General features: G+C 39.6%; 17 protein-coding genes. 2 read left to right on the plus strand and 15 right to left on the minus strand.

The annotated features are described in order from the left end of the window. Positions 1 to 584 precede the first annotated feature (584 nt). The 11 genes from ACY8DX_RS20930 to yeiL all read right to left on the minus strand — a co-directional run bounded on the left by ACY8DX_RS20930 (position 585) and on the right by yeiL (position 11,299). Entirely contained in the window at positions 585 to 1,037 is a 453-nt protein-coding gene (locus ACY8DX_RS20930; RefSeq protein ID WP_104850996.1) for a DUF3997 domain-containing protein, read from the minus strand. 56 nt (positions 1,038 to 1,093) lie between these two features. Next, the gene (istB, locus tag ACY8DX_RS20935; protein WP_462406005.1) at positions 1,094 to 1,858 is read right to left on the minus strand and encodes an IS21-like element IS643 family helper ATPase IstB; all 765 of its coding nucleotides are present in this window, start codon (positions 1,856 to 1,858) and stop codon (positions 1,094 to 1,096) included. Beyond that, positions 1,858 to 3,402 carry an IS21 family transposase gene (istA, locus tag ACY8DX_RS20940; RefSeq protein WP_462406919.1) on the minus strand — a complete coding sequence of 515 codons (1,545 nt, stop codon included), beginning with the start codon at positions 3,400 to 3,402 and terminating at the stop codon, positions 1,858 to 1,860. The genes istB and istA overlap by 1 nt, the downstream gene beginning before the upstream one ends. A 282-nt stretch (positions 3,403 to 3,684) precedes the next feature. Further along, a complete protein-coding gene (locus tag ACY8DX_RS20945; protein ID WP_462406006.1) occupies positions 3,685 to 4,449 on the minus strand; it encodes an alpha/beta hydrolase in 765 nt (254 codons plus the stop codon). A 127-nt stretch (positions 4,450 to 4,576) separates the two neighbouring features. Then, positions 4,577 to 4,936 (minus strand): helix-turn-helix domain-containing protein, encoded by a 360-nt coding sequence (locus tag ACY8DX_RS20950; RefSeq protein ID WP_049672693.1) that lies wholly within the window; start codon positions 4,934 to 4,936, stop codon positions 4,577 to 4,579. Positions 4,937 to 5,644: 708 nt separating this feature from the next. After that, positions 5,645 to 6,973 (minus strand): group II intron reverse transcriptase/maturase, encoded by a 1,329-nt coding sequence (ltrA, locus tag ACY8DX_RS20955; RefSeq protein ID WP_462406007.1) that lies wholly within the window; start codon positions 6,971 to 6,973, stop codon positions 5,645 to 5,647. A 563-nt stretch (positions 6,974 to 7,536) separates the two neighbouring features. Next, positions 7,537 to 8,010 carry a DUF4181 domain-containing protein gene (locus ACY8DX_RS20960; protein WP_082197225.1) on the minus strand — a complete coding sequence of 158 codons (474 nt, stop codon included), beginning with the start codon at positions 8,008 to 8,010 and terminating at the stop codon, positions 7,537 to 7,539. 63 nt (positions 8,011 to 8,073) lie between these two features. Further along, positions 8,074 to 8,466 (minus strand): DUF3021 family protein, encoded by a 393-nt coding sequence (locus ACY8DX_RS20965; protein ID WP_049672692.1) that lies wholly within the window; start codon positions 8,464 to 8,466, stop codon positions 8,074 to 8,076. 171 nt (positions 8,467 to 8,637) lie between these two features. Next, positions 8,638 to 9,159 (minus strand): hypothetical protein, encoded by a 522-nt coding sequence (locus ACY8DX_RS20970; protein ID WP_197089966.1) that lies wholly within the window; start codon positions 9,157 to 9,159, stop codon positions 8,638 to 8,640. Positions 9,160 to 9,444: 285 nt separating this feature from the next. Further along, the gene (locus ACY8DX_RS20975) at positions 9,445 to 10,578 is read right to left on the minus strand and encodes a glycerate kinase (RefSeq protein WP_462406008.1); all 1,134 of its coding nucleotides are present in this window, start codon (positions 10,576 to 10,578) and stop codon (positions 9,445 to 9,447) included. Between the two features lie 52 nt (positions 10,579 to 10,630). Then, positions 10,631 to 11,299 (minus strand): transcriptional regulator YeiL, encoded by a 669-nt coding sequence (gene yeiL, locus ACY8DX_RS20980; protein WP_462406009.1) that lies wholly within the window; start codon positions 11,297 to 11,299, stop codon positions 10,631 to 10,633. 80 nt (positions 11,300 to 11,379) lie between these two features. On the opposite strand from yeiL, the gene ACY8DX_RS20985 reads away from it, so the two are divergent. Then, positions 11,380 to 12,546, plus strand: a complete 1,167-nt coding sequence (locus tag ACY8DX_RS20985) for an MFS transporter (protein ID WP_462406010.1) — start codon at positions 11,380 to 11,382, stop codon at positions 12,544 to 12,546. A gap of 279 nt (positions 12,547 to 12,825) precedes the next feature. Next, positions 12,826 to 14,475, plus strand: coding sequence for a peptide ABC transporter substrate-binding protein (locus ACY8DX_RS20990; protein ID WP_462406011.1), 1,650 nt, complete (start codon positions 12,826 to 12,828; stop codon positions 14,473 to 14,475). 56 nt (positions 14,476 to 14,531) lie between these two features. Here ACY8DX_RS20990 and ACY8DX_RS20995 read toward each other — a convergent pair whose 3' ends face one another. From ACY8DX_RS20995 to opp3b, 4 genes are read right to left on the minus strand one after another with little or no spacing between them, the layout of a single operon-like run. Continuing rightward, positions 14,532 to 14,900, minus strand: a complete 369-nt coding sequence (locus ACY8DX_RS20995) for a DUF3899 domain-containing protein (protein WP_049672686.1) — start codon at positions 14,898 to 14,900, stop codon at positions 14,532 to 14,534. Positions 14,901 to 14,922: 22 nt separating this feature from the next. Further along, positions 14,923 to 16,920: an ABC transporter ATP-binding protein gene (locus tag ACY8DX_RS21000; protein ID WP_462406012.1), complete on the minus strand. Its 1,998-nt coding sequence runs from the start codon at positions 16,918 to 16,920 to the stop codon at positions 14,923 to 14,925. 19 nt (positions 16,921 to 16,939) lie between these two features. Then, positions 16,940 to 17,959 carry an oligopeptide ABC transporter permease gene (gene opp3C / locus ACY8DX_RS21005; RefSeq protein WP_049672685.1) on the minus strand — a complete coding sequence of 340 codons (1,020 nt, stop codon included), beginning with the start codon at positions 17,957 to 17,959 and terminating at the stop codon, positions 16,940 to 16,942. Next, the gene (opp3b, locus tag ACY8DX_RS21010) at positions 17,956 to 18,882 is read right to left on the minus strand and encodes an oligopeptide ABC transporter permease (protein WP_462406013.1); all 927 of its coding nucleotides are present in this window, start codon (positions 18,880 to 18,882) and stop codon (positions 17,956 to 17,958) included. Before opp3b ends, opp3C begins: the two co-directional genes overlap by 4 nt. Positions 18,883 to 18,929 lie beyond the last annotated feature (47 nt).

An 18,929-nucleotide genomic window follows, 5' to 3' on the forward strand; every position in this document is an offset into this window, starting at 1 on the left:
GGGTGACAGCCCTCGAATCAACGTTCCTTACTTTCCAAGTCCCTTATAACTTAGCTATCTATCTAAACGTAGGTGCTTCCTGTAAGCCTGTGAGCTGGATACCGCCATTGTTCGATATAACGTGTTTCAGAGGGGCAATTTTTACTCCACATCACTCACACCACCGTAAGGGTGGTACAATAGTTTCCTATTGTTCGAAACTCTAGACCTGTACATTCGGAAGTTCGTCCGTTCTTTGTGTAAGAAAATTCTCACCTTATTTAGTTTTTCAGCCATCCGGCATATCCATTGGCATACCTTTATCCTGAAAGGAATGGCTTTAGCCTTTGTTCTGCCGACTTCACCTGAGCTTCATACCCCATAATCTGTCCATTATGACGCATGCAGGAGTATCAATGGGATAGTTTCAAAATACATGGTTTTATCATTCCTATCCTCGGTTATAAAGTTAGAATTTCTGTGGAAATTCCTCGTCTTTCGCACCGGAGTGCTTATAACAAAACTTGTCGCGCTGCCCCTTTACTCCCATAAGATGTTCAACATAAAGAGGCATTAATCCTTCTTGAATTAATGCCCCGGGTAGCTCAATAAGTGTAGTTCTTTTTTAAATCCTCTATCTTCTTTAAAACAATATCATTAGATATTCTGTATTCTTCCTTTTTCTTCGTTAAACTTAAATCATCTAAAGGGCCTGTTACTTCACCAGTCTTTATTTGTATAATCCAAAAATGATACTCCTGCTCATCTGGTATTCCAGAACCATTACTACTTTCGGAGTCTATATTTATTTGTTTTGCGATAATATATTGGTCATCCCAACCAACTTCAGTAACTTTAGCAGGTATTATAGTAGATCCCCAACTATCTTTACTTGTTTTAGGTGCTATTGTCACTTCATTAGCAGAGGTTCTAACAATTGAATAGTTATCAGGTAAATCTATATCATAATCTGATGCCCCAGGGCATCCAGTCAAAAAAAGCAAACTTATAATTGTAATTGCTGTAAGTGAAATATAAAAGTATAGATTTCTAGACATAAACCCTCCAAGTGTAGACGTCAAGTCGATTTTTACATTTTTTGCTCGTTTCTTGTTTACACTTTTGCCGAAAAAATGCTTTTTCGGTGTTTCATACGATGGCTTTCCTCATTTTCTTCCCCACGGATGACTTCTACACGATGAAGTAAGCGATCTAAAATAGCGGTTGTGATCCCTTGATCTCCTATTAAATTTCCCCATTCATCCGGACTTTTATTTGACGTCAGGATAATCGAACTTCGTTCGTATAAATGGTTAATCAAATGAAAGAATAAGTTGGCCTCTCTTTGATCCATCGCCATGTACATTAAATCATCGATAATGACAAGGTCGGCATTCCTTATTCTTTTGAGCTGAACTTTAGCCTTATTTAGATATTCTTCTGTCTTTAAAAGCTGTACAAGTTCCCCCATAGTGGTGAAGTAAACATTGAACCCTCTGTATACGGCCTCGAGTCCCAATCCAATTGCGATATATGTTTTCCCAATGCCGGGCGGGCCCAAAAGGATTAAATTGTACTGTTGCTCTAGCCAGCTTAATTCCCGAAGTTGAGAAAGTTCGCGGGCTGTCAGAACGTTTTGTCCTTTCAGTTCAAACTCATCTAACGACTTCACAAAAGGGAAGCGTGCCCATTTCATTCTTTTTTCAAGGCTTTTTGCCTCACGTTTTGCTAATTCATATCGTGTGATAGATTCTAGAAACTCCAAGTAGGTCCATGAGGCTTTTTCAGCTTCGCGAAGAAGCTGAGGCAGCTCCTCCGCTGTCTCTGATAAACGTAACTGACGAAATTGATCTTGTAATTCATGCACAGTCTTGTTCATCAGGCTTTACCTCCTAAGATGCTGGTATAGGCCTGTAGAGAACGGGTTGGGGCTTTGATATGAGAATGATTTGTTAGACTGGAACGAAAGGATTCTACCTTTTCAATCGATTCATCACGGAGTGTATCCAGATGATGGGCGATGTCCCGGAAATCATTCGCATTATATAATTTCTCTACTCTGCACTTTGTCAACACAGTATCAATTAATAATGGATACTGTTGAATCACTTTAGAGATAATCGCAAACTGATCTCGACGATATCTCGGGTATCGTTGGCTGATTTCATCTAAATAAGCAGCTGCCTGATCCTGATCTACAAAGTGAGAGACGAGGCGTTGTTTAAGTTCTTCAATCCCTTTGGAACGGTCACGAATGTGATGGCGATTTTGAATGAGTTTCCCTTTTTCTGAGCTCACAAGATGTTTGGCGATGACTTGACCATTTGCTTCACTGCGTATGACCAGCGTCTGTTGATTTTCATCATTCACTTCAATCCAGACAAGATTCTTACTCCTTGTTTGATAAGTCCCTAGTGGGACGGAGTACCGGTTTGACTTGTAACGGATCGTGTTGTCCTTGCTTACACTTCTTGTTATACTTTGGTTATGGGTACTTTCATATGAAAGTAACGAAGAGACTGGCTGTAAGTGTTGCTTTTCGAGGAGAAACACTTCTGCTGGTCTTTTTTTCGTTGTCTGATGAACCTGATGGTTTCCCGTACGTTCAAGCCATTGTCGCGCTCGATCATTCCAATCTTCTATGTCGCTAAACACACGACTGTCAGCGAAATTACCTTTTATGTATTTCACTACATTCTCAATCATGCCTTTAGATTCTGGATCGGCTCTCCTGCACAAGTGAATGTTGAATTTACGCTCATTCACATAGCTTTGAAATTCAGCTGTTAACAGTAGCTCGCCTGCATTCTCACTCACTGTGATTAAGTGATCCTGATCATAAACAATTTCTTCTGTTCGTCCACCATAGAACTGGAATGCATTTTCATGACAACGAATGGCATCTCTCGTGGTAAAAGGATGTGCCTGCCATTCCATATATTTATGTCTGGAGTGAGCGAGCACAAAAGCAATAAAGTACAGTTTGATTTCTTTATTGTCTGTCGTTTTCTGTTTGGTTTCACCCCAGTCTACCTGAAGCTGTTTGCCCATTGGCTGTTCAGGAACGGCTTCATATTGACGGACAACAACCTTTTTCTCAATCTGATAGGTTTCACGAATATCTCTTACATACGTTCTTACCGTACTTCCACCGACCACTAGGTCGGGGTATCTCTCCAAAAGCCAATCATGAATTTGTGCACTACTGAGGTGAGGGTACTCTTCAAGCCAGGCAAGTATCCAGTCTTTATAGTGGTCTAGTTTTTTCTTCTTCCCCAAAGGCTGTTCCGTATAGGCTTTTGCTTCATCAAATGTCATTTCTAAATACTTATAGACAGTTGGTCTTGAAATCTTCAATTCCTTAGCGATTTGTGCGACTTTAAACTTCCTCTTACGCAATTCATGAATCTTGACATATAACACTAACTTCTCCTCCAAAACCCTAACCCCCAGTAAAATAATGTCACCATCTATTTTACTAAAGTAGTAGGTTGATTGAGCAAAAGTGTAAAATCCTATCAAGCAAAAACTGTCAACTTTATTCTAGCGTTTACACCAAGTTTGTCACTCAGTTTCTATATTATACCAAAAGTTGTTCTTCCGCTAAACTGCCCCTTTACTTCCATAAGAAGTTCAACATAAAAGGGCGTTAATCCTTCTTGGATCAATGCCCCCCGTTTGTTTAAGTACGAGACTTCTTTATCTTCAATTTTTGATAAAAGAAAAAATTTTAGGTGCTCTTTCTCTAAAAAATGAATAGTTGTGTTCACCATCAACAATAATTGCAAACTCTGTATTTGATACTTTCATTTTTAAAATATCATAAATGCTTTGATTTGAAGCTAAAAACTCCTTGTTTACGACTTCTTCATTTCCAGATTCTCTATCTCCGCAGTCTAAGTAAATCGTTTTAATTAAAGACAAATCAGCTTCCTTTATTGCTTTTTCAATTTCCTCTTGGTTACGATAAAAAGCAGAGGATAATACAGTTATATTTTTGAATACTTGAGGATAACGACACATAGCGTACGTAGTAATAAGTCCCCCTAAAGAGATACCTGCCATTGCGGTATTATCCTTTATCGTGCGGTATTTATTGTCTATAAATGGCTTTAGTTCATTCACGATAAAGTCAACATACTCTATCCCTTTTCCACCAGATGTACTATCGTTTCCTAATATTTTTTTGCTATATTCCCCATTTTCCCAAGGACAATATTCATTTATTCTATCCTTGGTATTTTGATCTATTCCAACAACGATAACTTCTAATCTATTTTCATCCAAGTATTTTTCAAGTTCTAGAGATGTACCACCAATTGCATCTTTATCATTAAAAACATTTTGTCCATCGTGCATATATAATACAGGGTATTTTTTCTTACCTTCATCGTAATTCTTAGGTAAATATACTCTAATTAATCTATCTTGTTTAAAGGAATTCATATATACAGGAAATATTTCTAACAAATTAATCCACCTACGCTTTCACTCTTATATTTTCAACATACTATTTAATCAATTATATTATTCCTTCTTCAACTAAACTGCCCCTTTAGCTCAAGAGATGGATATAAAATTCGCCTAGTGTATCTCATCAAGAATGAAAATTATTTTTCGAATGATATTCTAGCCATTTGTCTATTTCGCTTTTCAAGAAACGGACTTCACCCGAAATAGTCAGATAAGGAATATATTTATAGGTATCAAAATTTCCCTCTTCAATAGATGCTTTCTCTATATCCCTTTTTTCAATAATTTCTTCTATGTCTTTAGTGCTTACAGATAAATATTCAGCCAGGTCATCAATAGTGAATACACTTTTCTCTGTTGATACTTCTTCTTCATTACTTGTAGTAGCAATAGATGAAGAATCAGAGATTAAGAAAGCCCCGACTACAATACTTACCGCTATCAAAATTCCTCCTACAATACCAGATATACTCTTTTGGCCCATTTTTCCACTCTCCATTAAGTTAGAATAGAATCTCCCCTGAGAATCCCTATTACTATTCTCTATCGATCGTTGAAAATCCTTTTTCCGCTAACCTGCCCGTTTGTAATAAGGAATTCAACAGAAAAGTGTGTTAATCATTCCAGAGAATTACACACTCATAATCGACCAATAAATTAATAACTTCACTTTAAAAAGTAATAAGTCCGTATTAACCCCACCACATAGCAGTAACCAATAAAGACCAACAAGAAACTGGCAACCCAATGATAAAACACAAATACAACTCAATTCCTAATGTGTTTTTAGTTTTTCTTTGTTTCCTATATTTTATAAAAATTAAAATCATCGAACATATGTATAAACATATACTTATTACTGTTAAAGTAGTTAAATAATATAATGGATAAGATTCAATGAAATTCTCATTTAAAAAGTACGCAATATCTTGCCCAGAGACCCCAAATAAAGTTGCTATTATTAGGCTTACATAAATAAACGTATTCATTTTTTTCACTTATTCTACACCTCGTTAAAATATGAAATTAAAATAATTATATCTTTGTTCCCGTTTTTGTTTTTATGATTACCTTTCCTTCCTGAGCTAGTCGAGTAGAAGAGAGCCTTTTTACCTTACGGTAAATTGTGCTTCTCCCCCCTCTCAGAACCGTGCTTGCGCTATTAACGCACACGGCTCCTCCTAGTTATCATTTACAGAATATAGCTAATTTCTTTCCTTAATTCATAAATATTGACCCTGATTCTTGGTTTAGGAAGTGGGAACATTTGAAGGAATAGCCTGAATTTATCCCATGTAAAGGACTTTCTTTGGCTCCTTCTATTCAGCCATTTAAATAGTAAAATTTCGATTTTCTCTTTGAAGTCATTAACCGTTCGAGAATTATCTGTGATGCAGTAATAGTTGTAGTATCCTACTAGAGAACGTCTAAATCTCTCCATGATTAAATGGATATTTTTATTTCTATTAGACTTCAACCATTCCTTAGATTCTTTCAGCTTGCCTTGGACTTTCTTTCTGCTCGATTTCCGTTTTACACGAAATTTTCCTTGTTTACTTTTTCCACAATAATGCGTAAATCCAAGGAAATCGAAGGTTGCAGGCTTACCATTCCCTGTTCGTTTCGCGTTATTTTCTGCAAATCTCCCGAAGGGAATAACCTTGGTCTTATCCTCAGCTATTTCCAAGTTAAATTTCTTCAATCTCAGTTTTAATGACTCGTAGAATTGTATAGCTTCCCTTTTGTGTTGAAAACAACAAACAAAATCATCCGCATATCTTACCATGTATGCCTGTCCTTCACATTGTTTCCTAACCACTTTCTCAAACCATAAGTCGAGTACATAATGAAGGTACACATTAGCCAAGATAGGAGATATTACTCCACCTTGCGGTGTACCCTTATCTGTTTTGTATCTCCTGCCTTCCTCCATGTAACCACCTTTGAGGAACCTACTGATTATTCTCAGGAGGCTAGGATCCGTTATTCTATGTTTCAAGAACTCCATCATCCATTTGTGGTCAACATTATCGAAGAAGCCTTTGATATCTACATCTACTACATAGCTTACTAATCTTTTTTCTACATAAAAGTTTAGTATCTTTAACGCATCATGACAGTTTCTGTTTGGTCGAAACCCAAAAGAGCAGTCTAGAAAGTCATTCTCATAGATAGCATTTAGCACTTTTGCAATGCCTTTCTGGACAATTTTATCCTCATGTTCCGGTATTCCTAATGGCCTTTTCTTATTAGAGTTAAGCTTTGGAATATACATTCTTCTAACCGGAACTGGACGATAACTTTTGCTTTTAAGTCTGTTTGTTAAGTCCATTATGTTTTCTTCAAGACTTTCAGCATATTGCTCTTTCGTTGTACCGTTCACACCAGTTGCCTTATTGTTTGGCAGCTCATGATGACATTGAATGAGTGATTGCACATTTAATAAATGTGCAAGAGATGTAAATTTCATCTTAGGGTCAGATTTGGCTAATTCTGCTATCCTTAGTAGTTTTGTTTCCATTTATTATCCCTACCTCTGTGTGTAGTAAATGTGTCCCCAATAAGGGAAATAACTGGTAGCTAGCCTTTCCTCCATCGGCATTACCCAACTTCATTGGTACTACGCTGCTATCCGACTCCCTACCCGGCATTTGGTTTCCTTACTTGTTATCGCTTGTACACCATACTCTTCTAATAAACAGAAGAGACCGGTAGGGTCTCCCGAGTTGCCGTATCATATCTATGTATGACGTGCCAAGGTCTCTGACTCCAGAGAGGTTTTATCTTTCTCGCCTATAACAAAAGATAAAATATTGCTTTCTACACGCAGTTAAGGCATCAGCCCTCTCGGTTTACAAACGTTTATGGAGCTCAATCCCTTCAACCATTTGGCTTTCGGCCCGCCACCTAACTGTCTACGCTTAAAGACCAAAGTTACCTTTGCCCCTCCAAGACTCGCTACGAGCGAATGGCTAGTTCTTACTCGGCGGGAATCCCACCCGCTATATGATACGACCTAGGCTCGGCCGCACAACTGCCTCGTTAGTAAAAAAGCAACTACTCTCATTTCTCAAATGCTAATTTTTAGTTGTAAAAGCGAATAACAAAGAATATTATGAAAATAAAACATATCGTCGAGCTTATAAGTGTTGAGATATATTGTTTTGATTCTTTTAGATACTTCCATTCCAATATAATTTGAAACCCCGCTAATACTGTTAAAAATAGAACCCAATACCATTTTAGGGTGTCAACCGACCCCTTTGTTAGAGCAAAGAAATAGACGACCAAAAAAATAATGAGTATTATCGTTCTCCCCCATCGATCAACGCTTTTGCCAGGGGTTTCGGAAATTCTTCTTCTCTTTACACCCAGAAATTTTTCTATCAATTTTTCTATTAAAAACAACAATAAAAATAAAATAATAAGAATCGTAAACAGTCTCAAAATTAACCCTCTCCATATATCTTTATTAGTCACAGCTTCAAAGCTATAACCATATAATTCGGTATGTATGGCAGCAAATCCTTCTTGCACTAAACTGCCCTTTTCTTCCATAAGAGGTTACAAAAAAGGGATTAATCCTTCTTAGATCAACACCACCGTCAATCGACACCCCAATCATATAGAAGTGCTATTACTAGAATTTCTACGTGAAATAACATATTCAATAAAATATATAGTTAAGAATAAGATAATTCCCACTTTATTAAATTGGAGGTACACATCAAATACATCTTTAAATGAATCTAACGGATAAAAACCACTTAAAAGCAACGTTGGGAAAACTGTAATCAGCATCGCCATATAATGAGCAAAGATTTGTTTCAAGAAACTCCATTGTTTAATTTGATAGATAACACTTGCCAATCCGAGGAAAAAGGCTATTAGGCCATAAAAAAAATAAGCACTCGAATCATCTGATTGTCCTTGCAACTTATACGACAATGAAATGATTAGTAAGATACCCAATGGAATAGACCCTCTATATAATCCATTTAAAAGCAACTGCAAAATAAAATCCCCTTTCTTGGTATTTCCTGTTATTAATTAATATACGAGAGATACTAGTTTGAAGTTTCAGAAAATTACTTCTTCCGCTAACCTGCCCATTTCTTCTATAAGGAATTCAACAGAAAAGGGTGTTAAAATACTAGCAAATACCTTTAGAAATGATATATGTACTTATATTTCGCTAATTATATGTCCGTCCTTATCTAAGAAGTCTATGTTTATGTTAGAAAAGTTTTTTGGTTTATTGTTTATCAAAATCCAAACTCTCGTTTTATCATTGAGCTTAACAATATCTGCCTCTATTCCATTCACTTTTACGGTATTCGTTTCATTCGTTATTTCTTCTGGAATGACTCCGTGCAAAAGGGCTTCTCCAAAATCAAAACTTGAAGAATAGGATAAGCCTCTATCTTCATCGTGGGAATAATAAGTTGGTTTCCAACCAAATATCCCTTTTTCAAACTGGACTAATGAAACAGTATTTCCAGCTTCAAATAGTAGAAATGTAGAATTTTCGATAAGGTAAAATTGTTTATCGCTGATTTCACTATAAACAAATTCTTTCTTAAACTTTTCAAATGCTTCATCTACTGTTTTTGAACTTTGCCTAACTTCCCCAATACTTGCAAATAAGGCATACAATATAATTATAGCTAATATATTTAATGCTATTGTTTTTGTACGTTTTCCCATCTTACTTCTTCTCCCCCCTTTTTTATTTTTACTCTTAAAATACTGAATTAACTTAATGTTACTTTCTCAGTTGCTCTTGTTAAACTAAACTGCCCCTTCATATTATAAGGTTTGACTGAATTTAACCTTATTAAATATTCTATTATGTTCCCTCGCATTCCTTTTCGTTTAATCATCTATGGTTTTAACAAGCAAATTAACAATGTTAATTGCTGTGTTATACGGCTTGCTATTTCTATTTTTCTCCCTCAAAAGAGAACCCGTTAGTCTATCAGCAGTGTTCCCTTATAGGGTAATGTTCAAGATGCGGCATACATTTTCTGCAGCAAAGGCTAAATTTTCTTCACCAGATTCAAGAGCTTCCTCTATGGTTGTTACACCTTTTAAGATACCGACAATGGCATAGAAGCCATGTTCATAGAGTTCCTCTGTTCCTTTGCCTACCTTGCCAGCAAAGGCAATGACAGGAATGGAATATTTCTCAGCAATCTTCGCAACCCCATAGGGCGTCTTGCCAAATAAGGTTTGACCGTCAATACTGCCTTCACCCGTAAACACATAATCAGCATCCTTCATTACATTCTCAATGCCTGTATATTCAATGACAAGATCAATTCCTCTTTTCAAATCGGCATTCATGAAGGCAAGAAGACCTGCGCCCAGTCCACCAGCCGCTCCCGCCCCTTCACAGCCCGCAATATCTTTTCCAAGCTGCCTTTGAATCATCTCGGCATAATGAGCAAGATTACAGTCGAGCAGGCGGACCATTTCTGGTGTTGCTCCCTTTTGCGGACCAAAAACGGCTGATGCGCCATTGCCCCCAATCAAGGGATTGGTCACATCACAGGCGACATCGATTTGCACCAACTTGAATCGTTCATCCATTCTGCTTGTATCAATGGTATGAAGATGCCCAAGCGCTCCGCCGCCAAAGGGCAGCTCTTCTCCATCCTTATCCTTAAAGGAAACACCCAATGCCTGAAGCATGCCCGCTCCGCCGTCATTGGTGGCACTTCCGCCGATGCCAATCAGAAATCGTCTCGCCCCTCTGTCCAGAGCATCCTTGATCAGTTGACCTGTTCCAAAGGTAGTGGCCAGAAGCGGATCTCTATCAGCCGGTTTAATTAACTCGAGCCCGCTAGCTGCAGCCATCTCAATGACGGCTGTCTGTCCCTCACTAATCAGGCCATATTGCGCAGTTACGGCTTCACCTAATGGACCAATGACTTCTATGTGAATGATTTCGCCATTTGACTGGCTTACCAAGGATTCAACTGTTCCCTCTCCTCCGTCTGCCATCGGTACAGCTACACATTCGGCATTCGGAAAGACCGTCTTAATCCCTTTCTCCATCGCAAGGCATGCCTTTTTCGCTGACATACTTTCTTTAAATGAATCAGGTGCTAGTATAAATTTCATAAGAATCTGTCCCTTTCCTTTAGACTCGTTTCAATCATTCATCATGCCTTCATCAATTCTTCAGCATCCCGGCAAGCCTGTATAATGACTCTTCATCCTTAATCAAGTAATATCGCCGTTCCTTCTCCAAGTATCCCTTCTCACAAAACTGTGCAAGCACATGCAATAAATGACGGTAGGATACCCCTAAGTAATCACAGACGATAACATGCTTTTCCCGATAAAGCCCTTCATCTGCCGTTTGCAAAATAAAGTCGGCCAGTCTATTTTCAAGCGGATAGGCTAAAGTCTGCGAATATCTTTCTGCCATAATGGTTGCTTTCACGCTCAATACCTTTGTTAATTCTCTCAAGAATTTAGCATCCTCAAGCAGCTCGCTGCGGCATGGATGAAAGGGGAGAGCCAGGCATACCGTTCTTGTTGCTGCCTGGACACCCCTTGTATAATACACCTCATGCAGGAGCTCCATTTCGCCAATGAATTCATTCCTATGTACAAAGTTCAAGAGAGACGCTTTCCCATTCTGATGGGTCACATAAATCTTCGCCTTCCCTTCCATCACATAGAAGAGATATTCCGTTCTCTGACCTTCCCAAATAATCCATTCATCTCGCTTGTATTCATGCACTTCAATCATTTTCTCAACTGGAGAAGCGAATAGATGAGCAATCGAATGCTGCTGTATATACTGCTCCTTTTTCCCACCTTTATAGATTTCCATGTTCCACCTCTGAAATATGAGAAATCTCATATTATTATTCTGTCTTTTCATGATACCATGCATACAAAGGGGGATACATAATGAACGCGCATCGTTGGATGAGTATACAATTCTTTAGTTTTTATGTGACATGGGGAATCTTCCTTCCCTATTGGACAGGCTGGCTGGTAGATGTGAAAGGAGTCTCGGTTGCAGAGGCGAGCTTGATCATGAGCTTAGGCCTTGTGGCAAGAGGGCTTTCTACCTTGTTTGTCTTCCCCTATTTATCCGGGAAGTTCACAAGTAAGGCTGTGCTTAATATGGCGGGGATTGCGACCGTCTTGTCCATTCTATGCTATATTCCGGCCGAATCCTTTATGAGCTTATTGATCGTTACACTGATCATTCATATTTTCTACCCAACATTGATGCCTGCCTTGGATAATGCAGCTACCGTCTTGGTACAGAATCATCAGCTTAGGGATTATGGGAAAAGCCGCCAATGGGGATCAACTGGGTTCATCGTTTCCGGTGTCCTGCTGACCGTCTTTACAGGCATGTATGGCGATAACATGATCTTATGGGGATTATTACTGACAGCCGTCATCTCTGTCGGACTTGGCTTTATGCGTGCACCGCTCATTTTGTCAGAGAAACCAAAGACTGACCTGCCGCAAACAGGCGGATGGATGAAATTATTCCGCATCAAGAACTTCCCATTGGTTCTGATGATTGTCATCCTGCTGCAGGCTGCCCATGCATCCTACTATAATTATGGCTATCTCTTCTTGCAGGAGATTGAAGCACCGAAATATTTAATCGGGGTCATCATCAATATTGCGGTTATTGCGGAGATTATTTTCTTCGCCATCGCGGACCGGAAATTCGGACGCTTCTCTGTCGGCTCACTATTGGCGATTGCCTCATTTGGTTCAACCATTCGCTGGGTGCTCGTATTTGCCTTCCCGAATGTGATCATGTTCTCGGTTGCGCAGCTCTTGCACTCTCTATCATTTGCAATGGGGCATTATGCCTTCATGAAATATTTGATTAAGTTTATCCCATCCGCCCATGTAGCAAAGGCACAGGGCTTATATTCAGCCTTTGCCCTCAGTTGGAGCACAGCTGTGTTCACAATATTTGGCGGATATTTATACGAAATTGAGCCGCAATATGCCTTCTTGGGCATGGTGATATGCACAATACCGTCCATGCTGCTGGCAGTCTATTATCGCAAATTAGAAAATGAAAAGAGCATCAGCAATTGATGTCATTTTTTAGAGAAGGGGGCTACTATTAAAGCCCCTCTCTCATCCTTCTTACAGCCCTTCAGCAACTCACTTCCATCTCAATATTTAAACATCCTCGACCTATTCAATGTCTAAAAAATTGTACACTACCTAACCTGATATTTTATTAACAATTTAATATGTCCTTATAACTTTCCATTTCACTTTGGCATGAATATTGCATGTATTTAAATAGTACCTGCTTTTTACCCAGTGGAAATACAAAAAGCAGTGCCATAAAAAAGGGGGAATAAGTGAATGAAGGTTAAAAAAAAGACAAGGTTTCTGTTCATCTGCCTGTTCGTGGTTTGTCTTGCTCTAGTAGGATGCCAACAGGACAATGAAAGCGGGTCAGAGTCACAGGGAAAAGAAACAAGCAGTGCCAATCAAGTATTGAAGGTTTCAGCAAATGATATTGCTACCATAAATACTCTTGGGAGCTATGATGTTCCTTCTTCCATTGTTATGAATAATATTTTTGAAGGACTCTACCGGCTCGATGAAAATAATGAGCCGACTCCAGGAATTGCTAAATCCTATGAGGTGAGTGATGATCAATTAAGCTACACATTCAAATTAAGGGAAGGGGCTGAATGGAGCAATGGGACGCCTGTTACCGCACATGATTTTGAATACGCATGGAAAAGAGCTCATTCCTCTTCAACATTAAGTCCATTCTCTTATCTCATGGCTCCGCTCAAGAACTCTATTGCCATCCAAACAAAGGATCATGAGCTGTTTGATAAAGTCGATGAACTAGGAGTCAAGGCAACTGATGATTACACTCTTCAAGTTGAATTAGAAAATCCTTCTCCATACTTTTTAAGCCTGCTGACGACACCTGTTTTCTTCCCACAAAATCAAGAATTCGTTGAATCACAAGGTGAAAATTATGCCTTGGGAACTGATCATTTAATCTATAACGGACCATTTACATTGGAAGACTGGAAACAAGGGGCAAGCTGGACTTATAAGAAAAACAAAGACTATTGGGATGCCGAAAGCGTCGCAATTGACTCGATTGAGGCAAATGTCATAAATGATACAGCCACTGCTGTAAATATGTTTGAATCAGGCGAACTGGATGCTATTGGCTTATCAGCTGAATTTGTCGATCAATATTCTTCGGCTCCTGAATATAAGAGCTCACTCGACCCTACTGTCTATTTCATCCGCATGAATCAGCAAAATAAGTATTTAGCCAATGTGAATATCCGTAAGGCACTCGATTTAGGATGGAACAAAAAAGACATTGAATCCATTTTGAACAATGGCTCCTTGGCAGCCCATTTCGTCGTACCTAAGGAATTCACGAAAGATGAGAGCGGTAAGGATTTTCGAGCGAAGTATGATGGATTTAACGAAACGAATACCCAAGAAGCAACAGAATATTGGAATAAGGGGCTTAAGGAATTAGGCGTCAAGGAAATCGAGCTTGAGCTGTTAAGCTATGATAGCGATATAACGAAAACCGTTGCACAATATGTCAAAAATCAGCTAGAAAAGAATTTGCCAGGATTAACACTCAACGTAAACCAGCAGCCGTCCAAACAGAAGCTAGACCTAGAGGCAAAACAAGATTACGAATTATCGTATAGCGGATGGAGCCCGGATTATCATGACCCGATTTCGTTTCTGGAAATCTTCCACACAAATAACCCTTATAACTGGATGAATTTCTCCAACAAGGAATTTGACCAGCTGATTGACGCAGCTTATAAGGAAACGGATATTGCCAAGCGTTGGGGTAATTTACAGGAAGCTGAGCGAATTCTCATTGAAGAGAATGCCGCAGTTTCTCCAATGTTCCAAGCAGGAAAGACCACCTTAACGAAGACGAATGTCAAAGGCATTGCTGACCACCCATATGGCGGCAATAAAACGTATAAATGGGTCAAGATTAATTAAGTAATTCGTCATGAAAGGGGTGCTCCATGCCGGAAGCACCCCTTTTTTATACAATCTTATCCAAGAAAATAAATAGAAGCCAAGCAGGACAAAAGTAGAAGACATCCTCCTGAATTGACTAATATTTGCGGGAATAGCAGTTGGGACGTTTTATGGTTTTGCATCTCCCCTTCATCTCTTTCTAAAATGTATTCTCCTAATTTCCCGGAATGCTTAAAAAATCTCCTAAAGCTCGTAATTGTCAGATGATAGGCTCCTTTTTGAAGCAATAAGCCTATTATGCCAAAACAAAAAATAGCTAAGGCGACAAAAAACAGACTGTTCACAAAACCAATCCAAAGCGGCTCTGATTGCTTAAAGGTAAGTAAAAGCGAACAACCAATAGCTGTAACGAGAACAAGTATGTATCTCCCTTTTCTATTCATCCTCATCCCTCCAGAGGAAAGACTATTTCATGTCTTTGGTAATTGATTCATATTTTCTTACATTCTCAAATTCCTTCTCTGAGCATAAAATCCAGTGGTCATCCCCGACTTCGCGAAATACTCGTTCCCTTTCTTGGTTATATTCCGCTTCCTGAAAGACAATCCTTTCCCTTTGTCTCTCAACCGCTGGATCCGGAATAGGGTTAGCAGATAATAGAGCCTTTGTATAAGGATGGAGAGGGTTTTTATATAACTCACTGCTCTTGGCCAATTCAACTATCTGACCCTTATACATAACACCAATCCGATCGCTAATGTATTTCACCATCGATAAATCATGTGCGATGAACAGGAAGGTTAATTCCCGCTCCTCCTGAATCGACTTAAGCAGGTTTACTACTTGTGCTTGTATGGAGACATCCAAGGCAGAAATTGGCTCATCCGCAATGATTAAGCTTGGATTAACAGCCAAAGCGCGGGCAATCCCAATCCGTTGGCGTTGTCCGCCGCTAAACTCATGCGGATAACGACTCGCATGCTTCCTGCTTAGTCCCACCGTTTCAAGCAATTCAAATATCTCTTTATTCCGCTCGTTCCTGCTCTTAAATAAGCGGTGAATATCAATCCCCTCACCGATAATATCACTAACGGTTAATCGTGGGTTTAAGGATGAATAGGGGTCTTGAAATATCATCTGCATATTCCGCTTAGCCGCTTGCCAATCATCATTGGACTTAATATTCTGGAAATCCTTTCCCCTGAATTTAATACTCCCTCCATCTGCCTGCAGTAATCCAATGATTGTCCTGCCCAAGGTCGATTTTCCACTGCCGGACTCGCCGACAATCCCAACGGTCTCTCCCTTATACACATCAAGGCTTATTCCATTTACCGCATGAAGAAGCTTGCCCCTGCCAATTTTAAAAATCTTGCTGACATTGCTTAGCTCAAGAACCTTTTCAGTCGATTGTCTCTTATCCTTTACTGCTTCTTTTTTCGCCTTCTCCTTTTGTTTTTGTCCCATACTTCCCGTGAGATCGAGCTTCGGGGCATCTGGGTGCAACAGCCATGTGGAAGCATAATGGGTTTCTGACAATTGAAAGGCTGGCGGCTCCATCTCAAAATCAACCTCTAATGCAAGTCTGTTCCTCGGCGCGAATGGGTCTCCCTTCGGCAAGGCTGATAAATCCGGCGGACTTCCTGGTATTGAAAATAATGCCCCCGCCTCTTCATGCAAACTTGGCATCGATGCCAATAATCCATATGTATATGGATGCCTCGGCTCAGAGAAGATTTCATCGACTGTTCCTGTTTCAATGATCTTTCCCGCATACATGACCATTACGCGATCGGCCATATTAGCAACAACCCCAAAGTCATGGGTTATGAAGATAATCGAAGTTCCAAGCTTTTTTTGAATATCCTTCAATAACTCTAAAATTTGAGCCTGCACAGTAACATCTAAGGCAGTCGTCGGCTCATCTGCAATCAGGATTTTCGGATTACACGCAAGAGCCATCGCGATGGCAGCCCTCTGCCGCATCCCTCCGGAGAACTGGTGGGGGTAATGCTTATAGCGAATATGCGGCTCAGAAATGCCCACTAGCTCTAGCAATTCTATGACCCTTTTCCTCGACTCACTTTTTTTATAGTTTTGATGAGCAACCAGCCCCTCGCCAATTTGGGCGCCGATGGTCATTGTCGGGTTAAGCGACGACATCGGGTCTTGAAATATCATCGATATCTTGGACCCTTGTACCTTCTTCATTTCCCTTTTCGACAATGAAAGAAGGTTTCTGCCCTCAAACAATATTTCACCAGCTTCAATCTTTCCAGCAGGCTCCTTAATCAAGCGCATAATCGCTTTTGATGTGACGGATTTGCCAGAGCCTGATTCCCCCACAATGGCAATCGTTTCTCCTTTATGTACATGAAAGGAAACGCCGCGAACTGCATGGACTTTCCCATAATCGGTTCGAAAAGAAACGTGTAAATTATTTACCTCTAAGATTTTCTCCATGCGTTATCTTCCACCTCTTTTATCTTTTTCGCGACCTAGGGTCAAGCGCGTCGCGCAGACCATCGCCAATTAAATTGAAACTAATCATAATCAAGCTGATTACAACAGAAGAAATAACCATTTGGTGTGGATAAATTCTCATATATTTAAAGCCATCATTCACAATGGTTCCTAAAGAGGCTGTCGGCGGCTGAAGTCCCAGTCCGATAAAGCTTAAAAAGGCTTCTGAGAACACTGCTCCAGGTATAGAGAAGGAAACCGTTATAATAATTGGACCTAGTGTATTCGGCAGTAAATTCCGAAAAATCAGCCGTCTATCCTTTGCCCCAAGTGTTCGTGATGCCAAAACAAACTCTTGCTCTTTTAATTTCAACATGTTCCCGCGGACAATCCTTGCCATGCCGGTCCACCCGGCAAGGCCCATCGCAATCGTTAACGTAATGATGCCCGGCTTCAAAACAAGAATCAGCATGATGATAATAATGAGCTGTGGAATACCAATTAAAATTTCAATGATCCGTTGCATGATATTATCAACCCTACCGCCATAATAAGCAGAAATACTTCCATAGGAGATGCCAATGATTATGTCAATGAGGGTTGCCAACAAGGCAATATATAGGGATACTCTCGTTCCCTCCCATACTCTTGTCCATATATCCCTTCCTAGCTCATCGGTGCCAAACCAGAAATTTGTCGTTATGTTCTTTTGTTCATATTGGTCAACTCCTCGAGTATCAACCCCATCAAAGGGCAGCCATGAAACCGACTCGAGCAGTGAAATTTTTGGAGGCAGATTAGCCCTGCTTATATCTTGATCATCATATCCATGTTCATTAAAATATGGACCCAATATGGCTAAGAAAAGCAGAAGTAACAGAATGATGAAACCCGTTAAGGCCACTTTATTTTGTTTGAACCTTCTCCCAACTCCGCTCCAATAAGATGTATTCTCTGCTGATAGCTGATCATACATGACAGGCCTATTTTCTGCCACCTTGAATAATTTTTTAGGCACAATAGTGTTTGGCTCCATCATTTCCCTCCATCCATTAAGCGAATTCTTGGATCGATTAGTCCATATAGAATATCGACAATGAGCGTTGCGATAATGAATAATGCGCTATATAGCAAGGTAGTCCCCATGATGACAGGGTAATCATTGGTCATGATCGATTTAACAAATTGTTCCCCAATTCCGGGAATGCCAAAGATTTTTTCAATGACTAATGAACCTGTCATTAAACTGACTAATAAAGGACCTAATATCGTAATAACGGGGATAATGGCATTACGAATACAATGACGAATGACAATCGCCCACCCTGACAGCCCCTTTGCTTCAGCAGTCAACAAATAATCTTGATTGATAACCTCAAGCATTTCTGTCCTCATATATCTGGCTATGACGGCAACAATCGATACGGCCAAGGTTAGTGTCGGCAAAATCGTATACTCGAACCCATTCCACATGGCGACAGGAAGCCAATTTAACTTCACGCCAATCCAATATTGCAGGAATCCGGCAAAAACAAAGGATGGAATAGCAATTCCTGCGACCGATAAGATCATCACGCCATAATCGATAAAGGAATTATGCCTTAAAGCGGCAATAATTCCGATGACAATGCCTACAATGGTCCCCAGCACTAAGGCCTGGATACCAAGCTGTGCTGAAGGACCAAGCCGTTCCGCAAATATATTCATGACAGGGCGTCCATCAAATTGAAATGATACTCCTAGATCTCCTTTGAAAATATTCGTCATATATTTAAAATACTGATAGGAAACTGGTTCATCTAAGCCATACTTTTCATAAAGCCTCTCTCTTTGGTCAGGACTTAATTTCGCATCATTAAATGGCGAACCGGGCAAAGTCTGCATGAGGTAAAAAGAGAATGTTGCAATAAGAAAAAATGTTAAAAATGCATAAATGATTCTTTGTGATATGTACCGTACCATTTCTTCCCTCCTGATTAAATTTACCGTTCCATGAGCAAATCCTTAAT

Source organism: Gracilibacillus sp. Marseille-QA3620, from assembly GCF_054950035.1.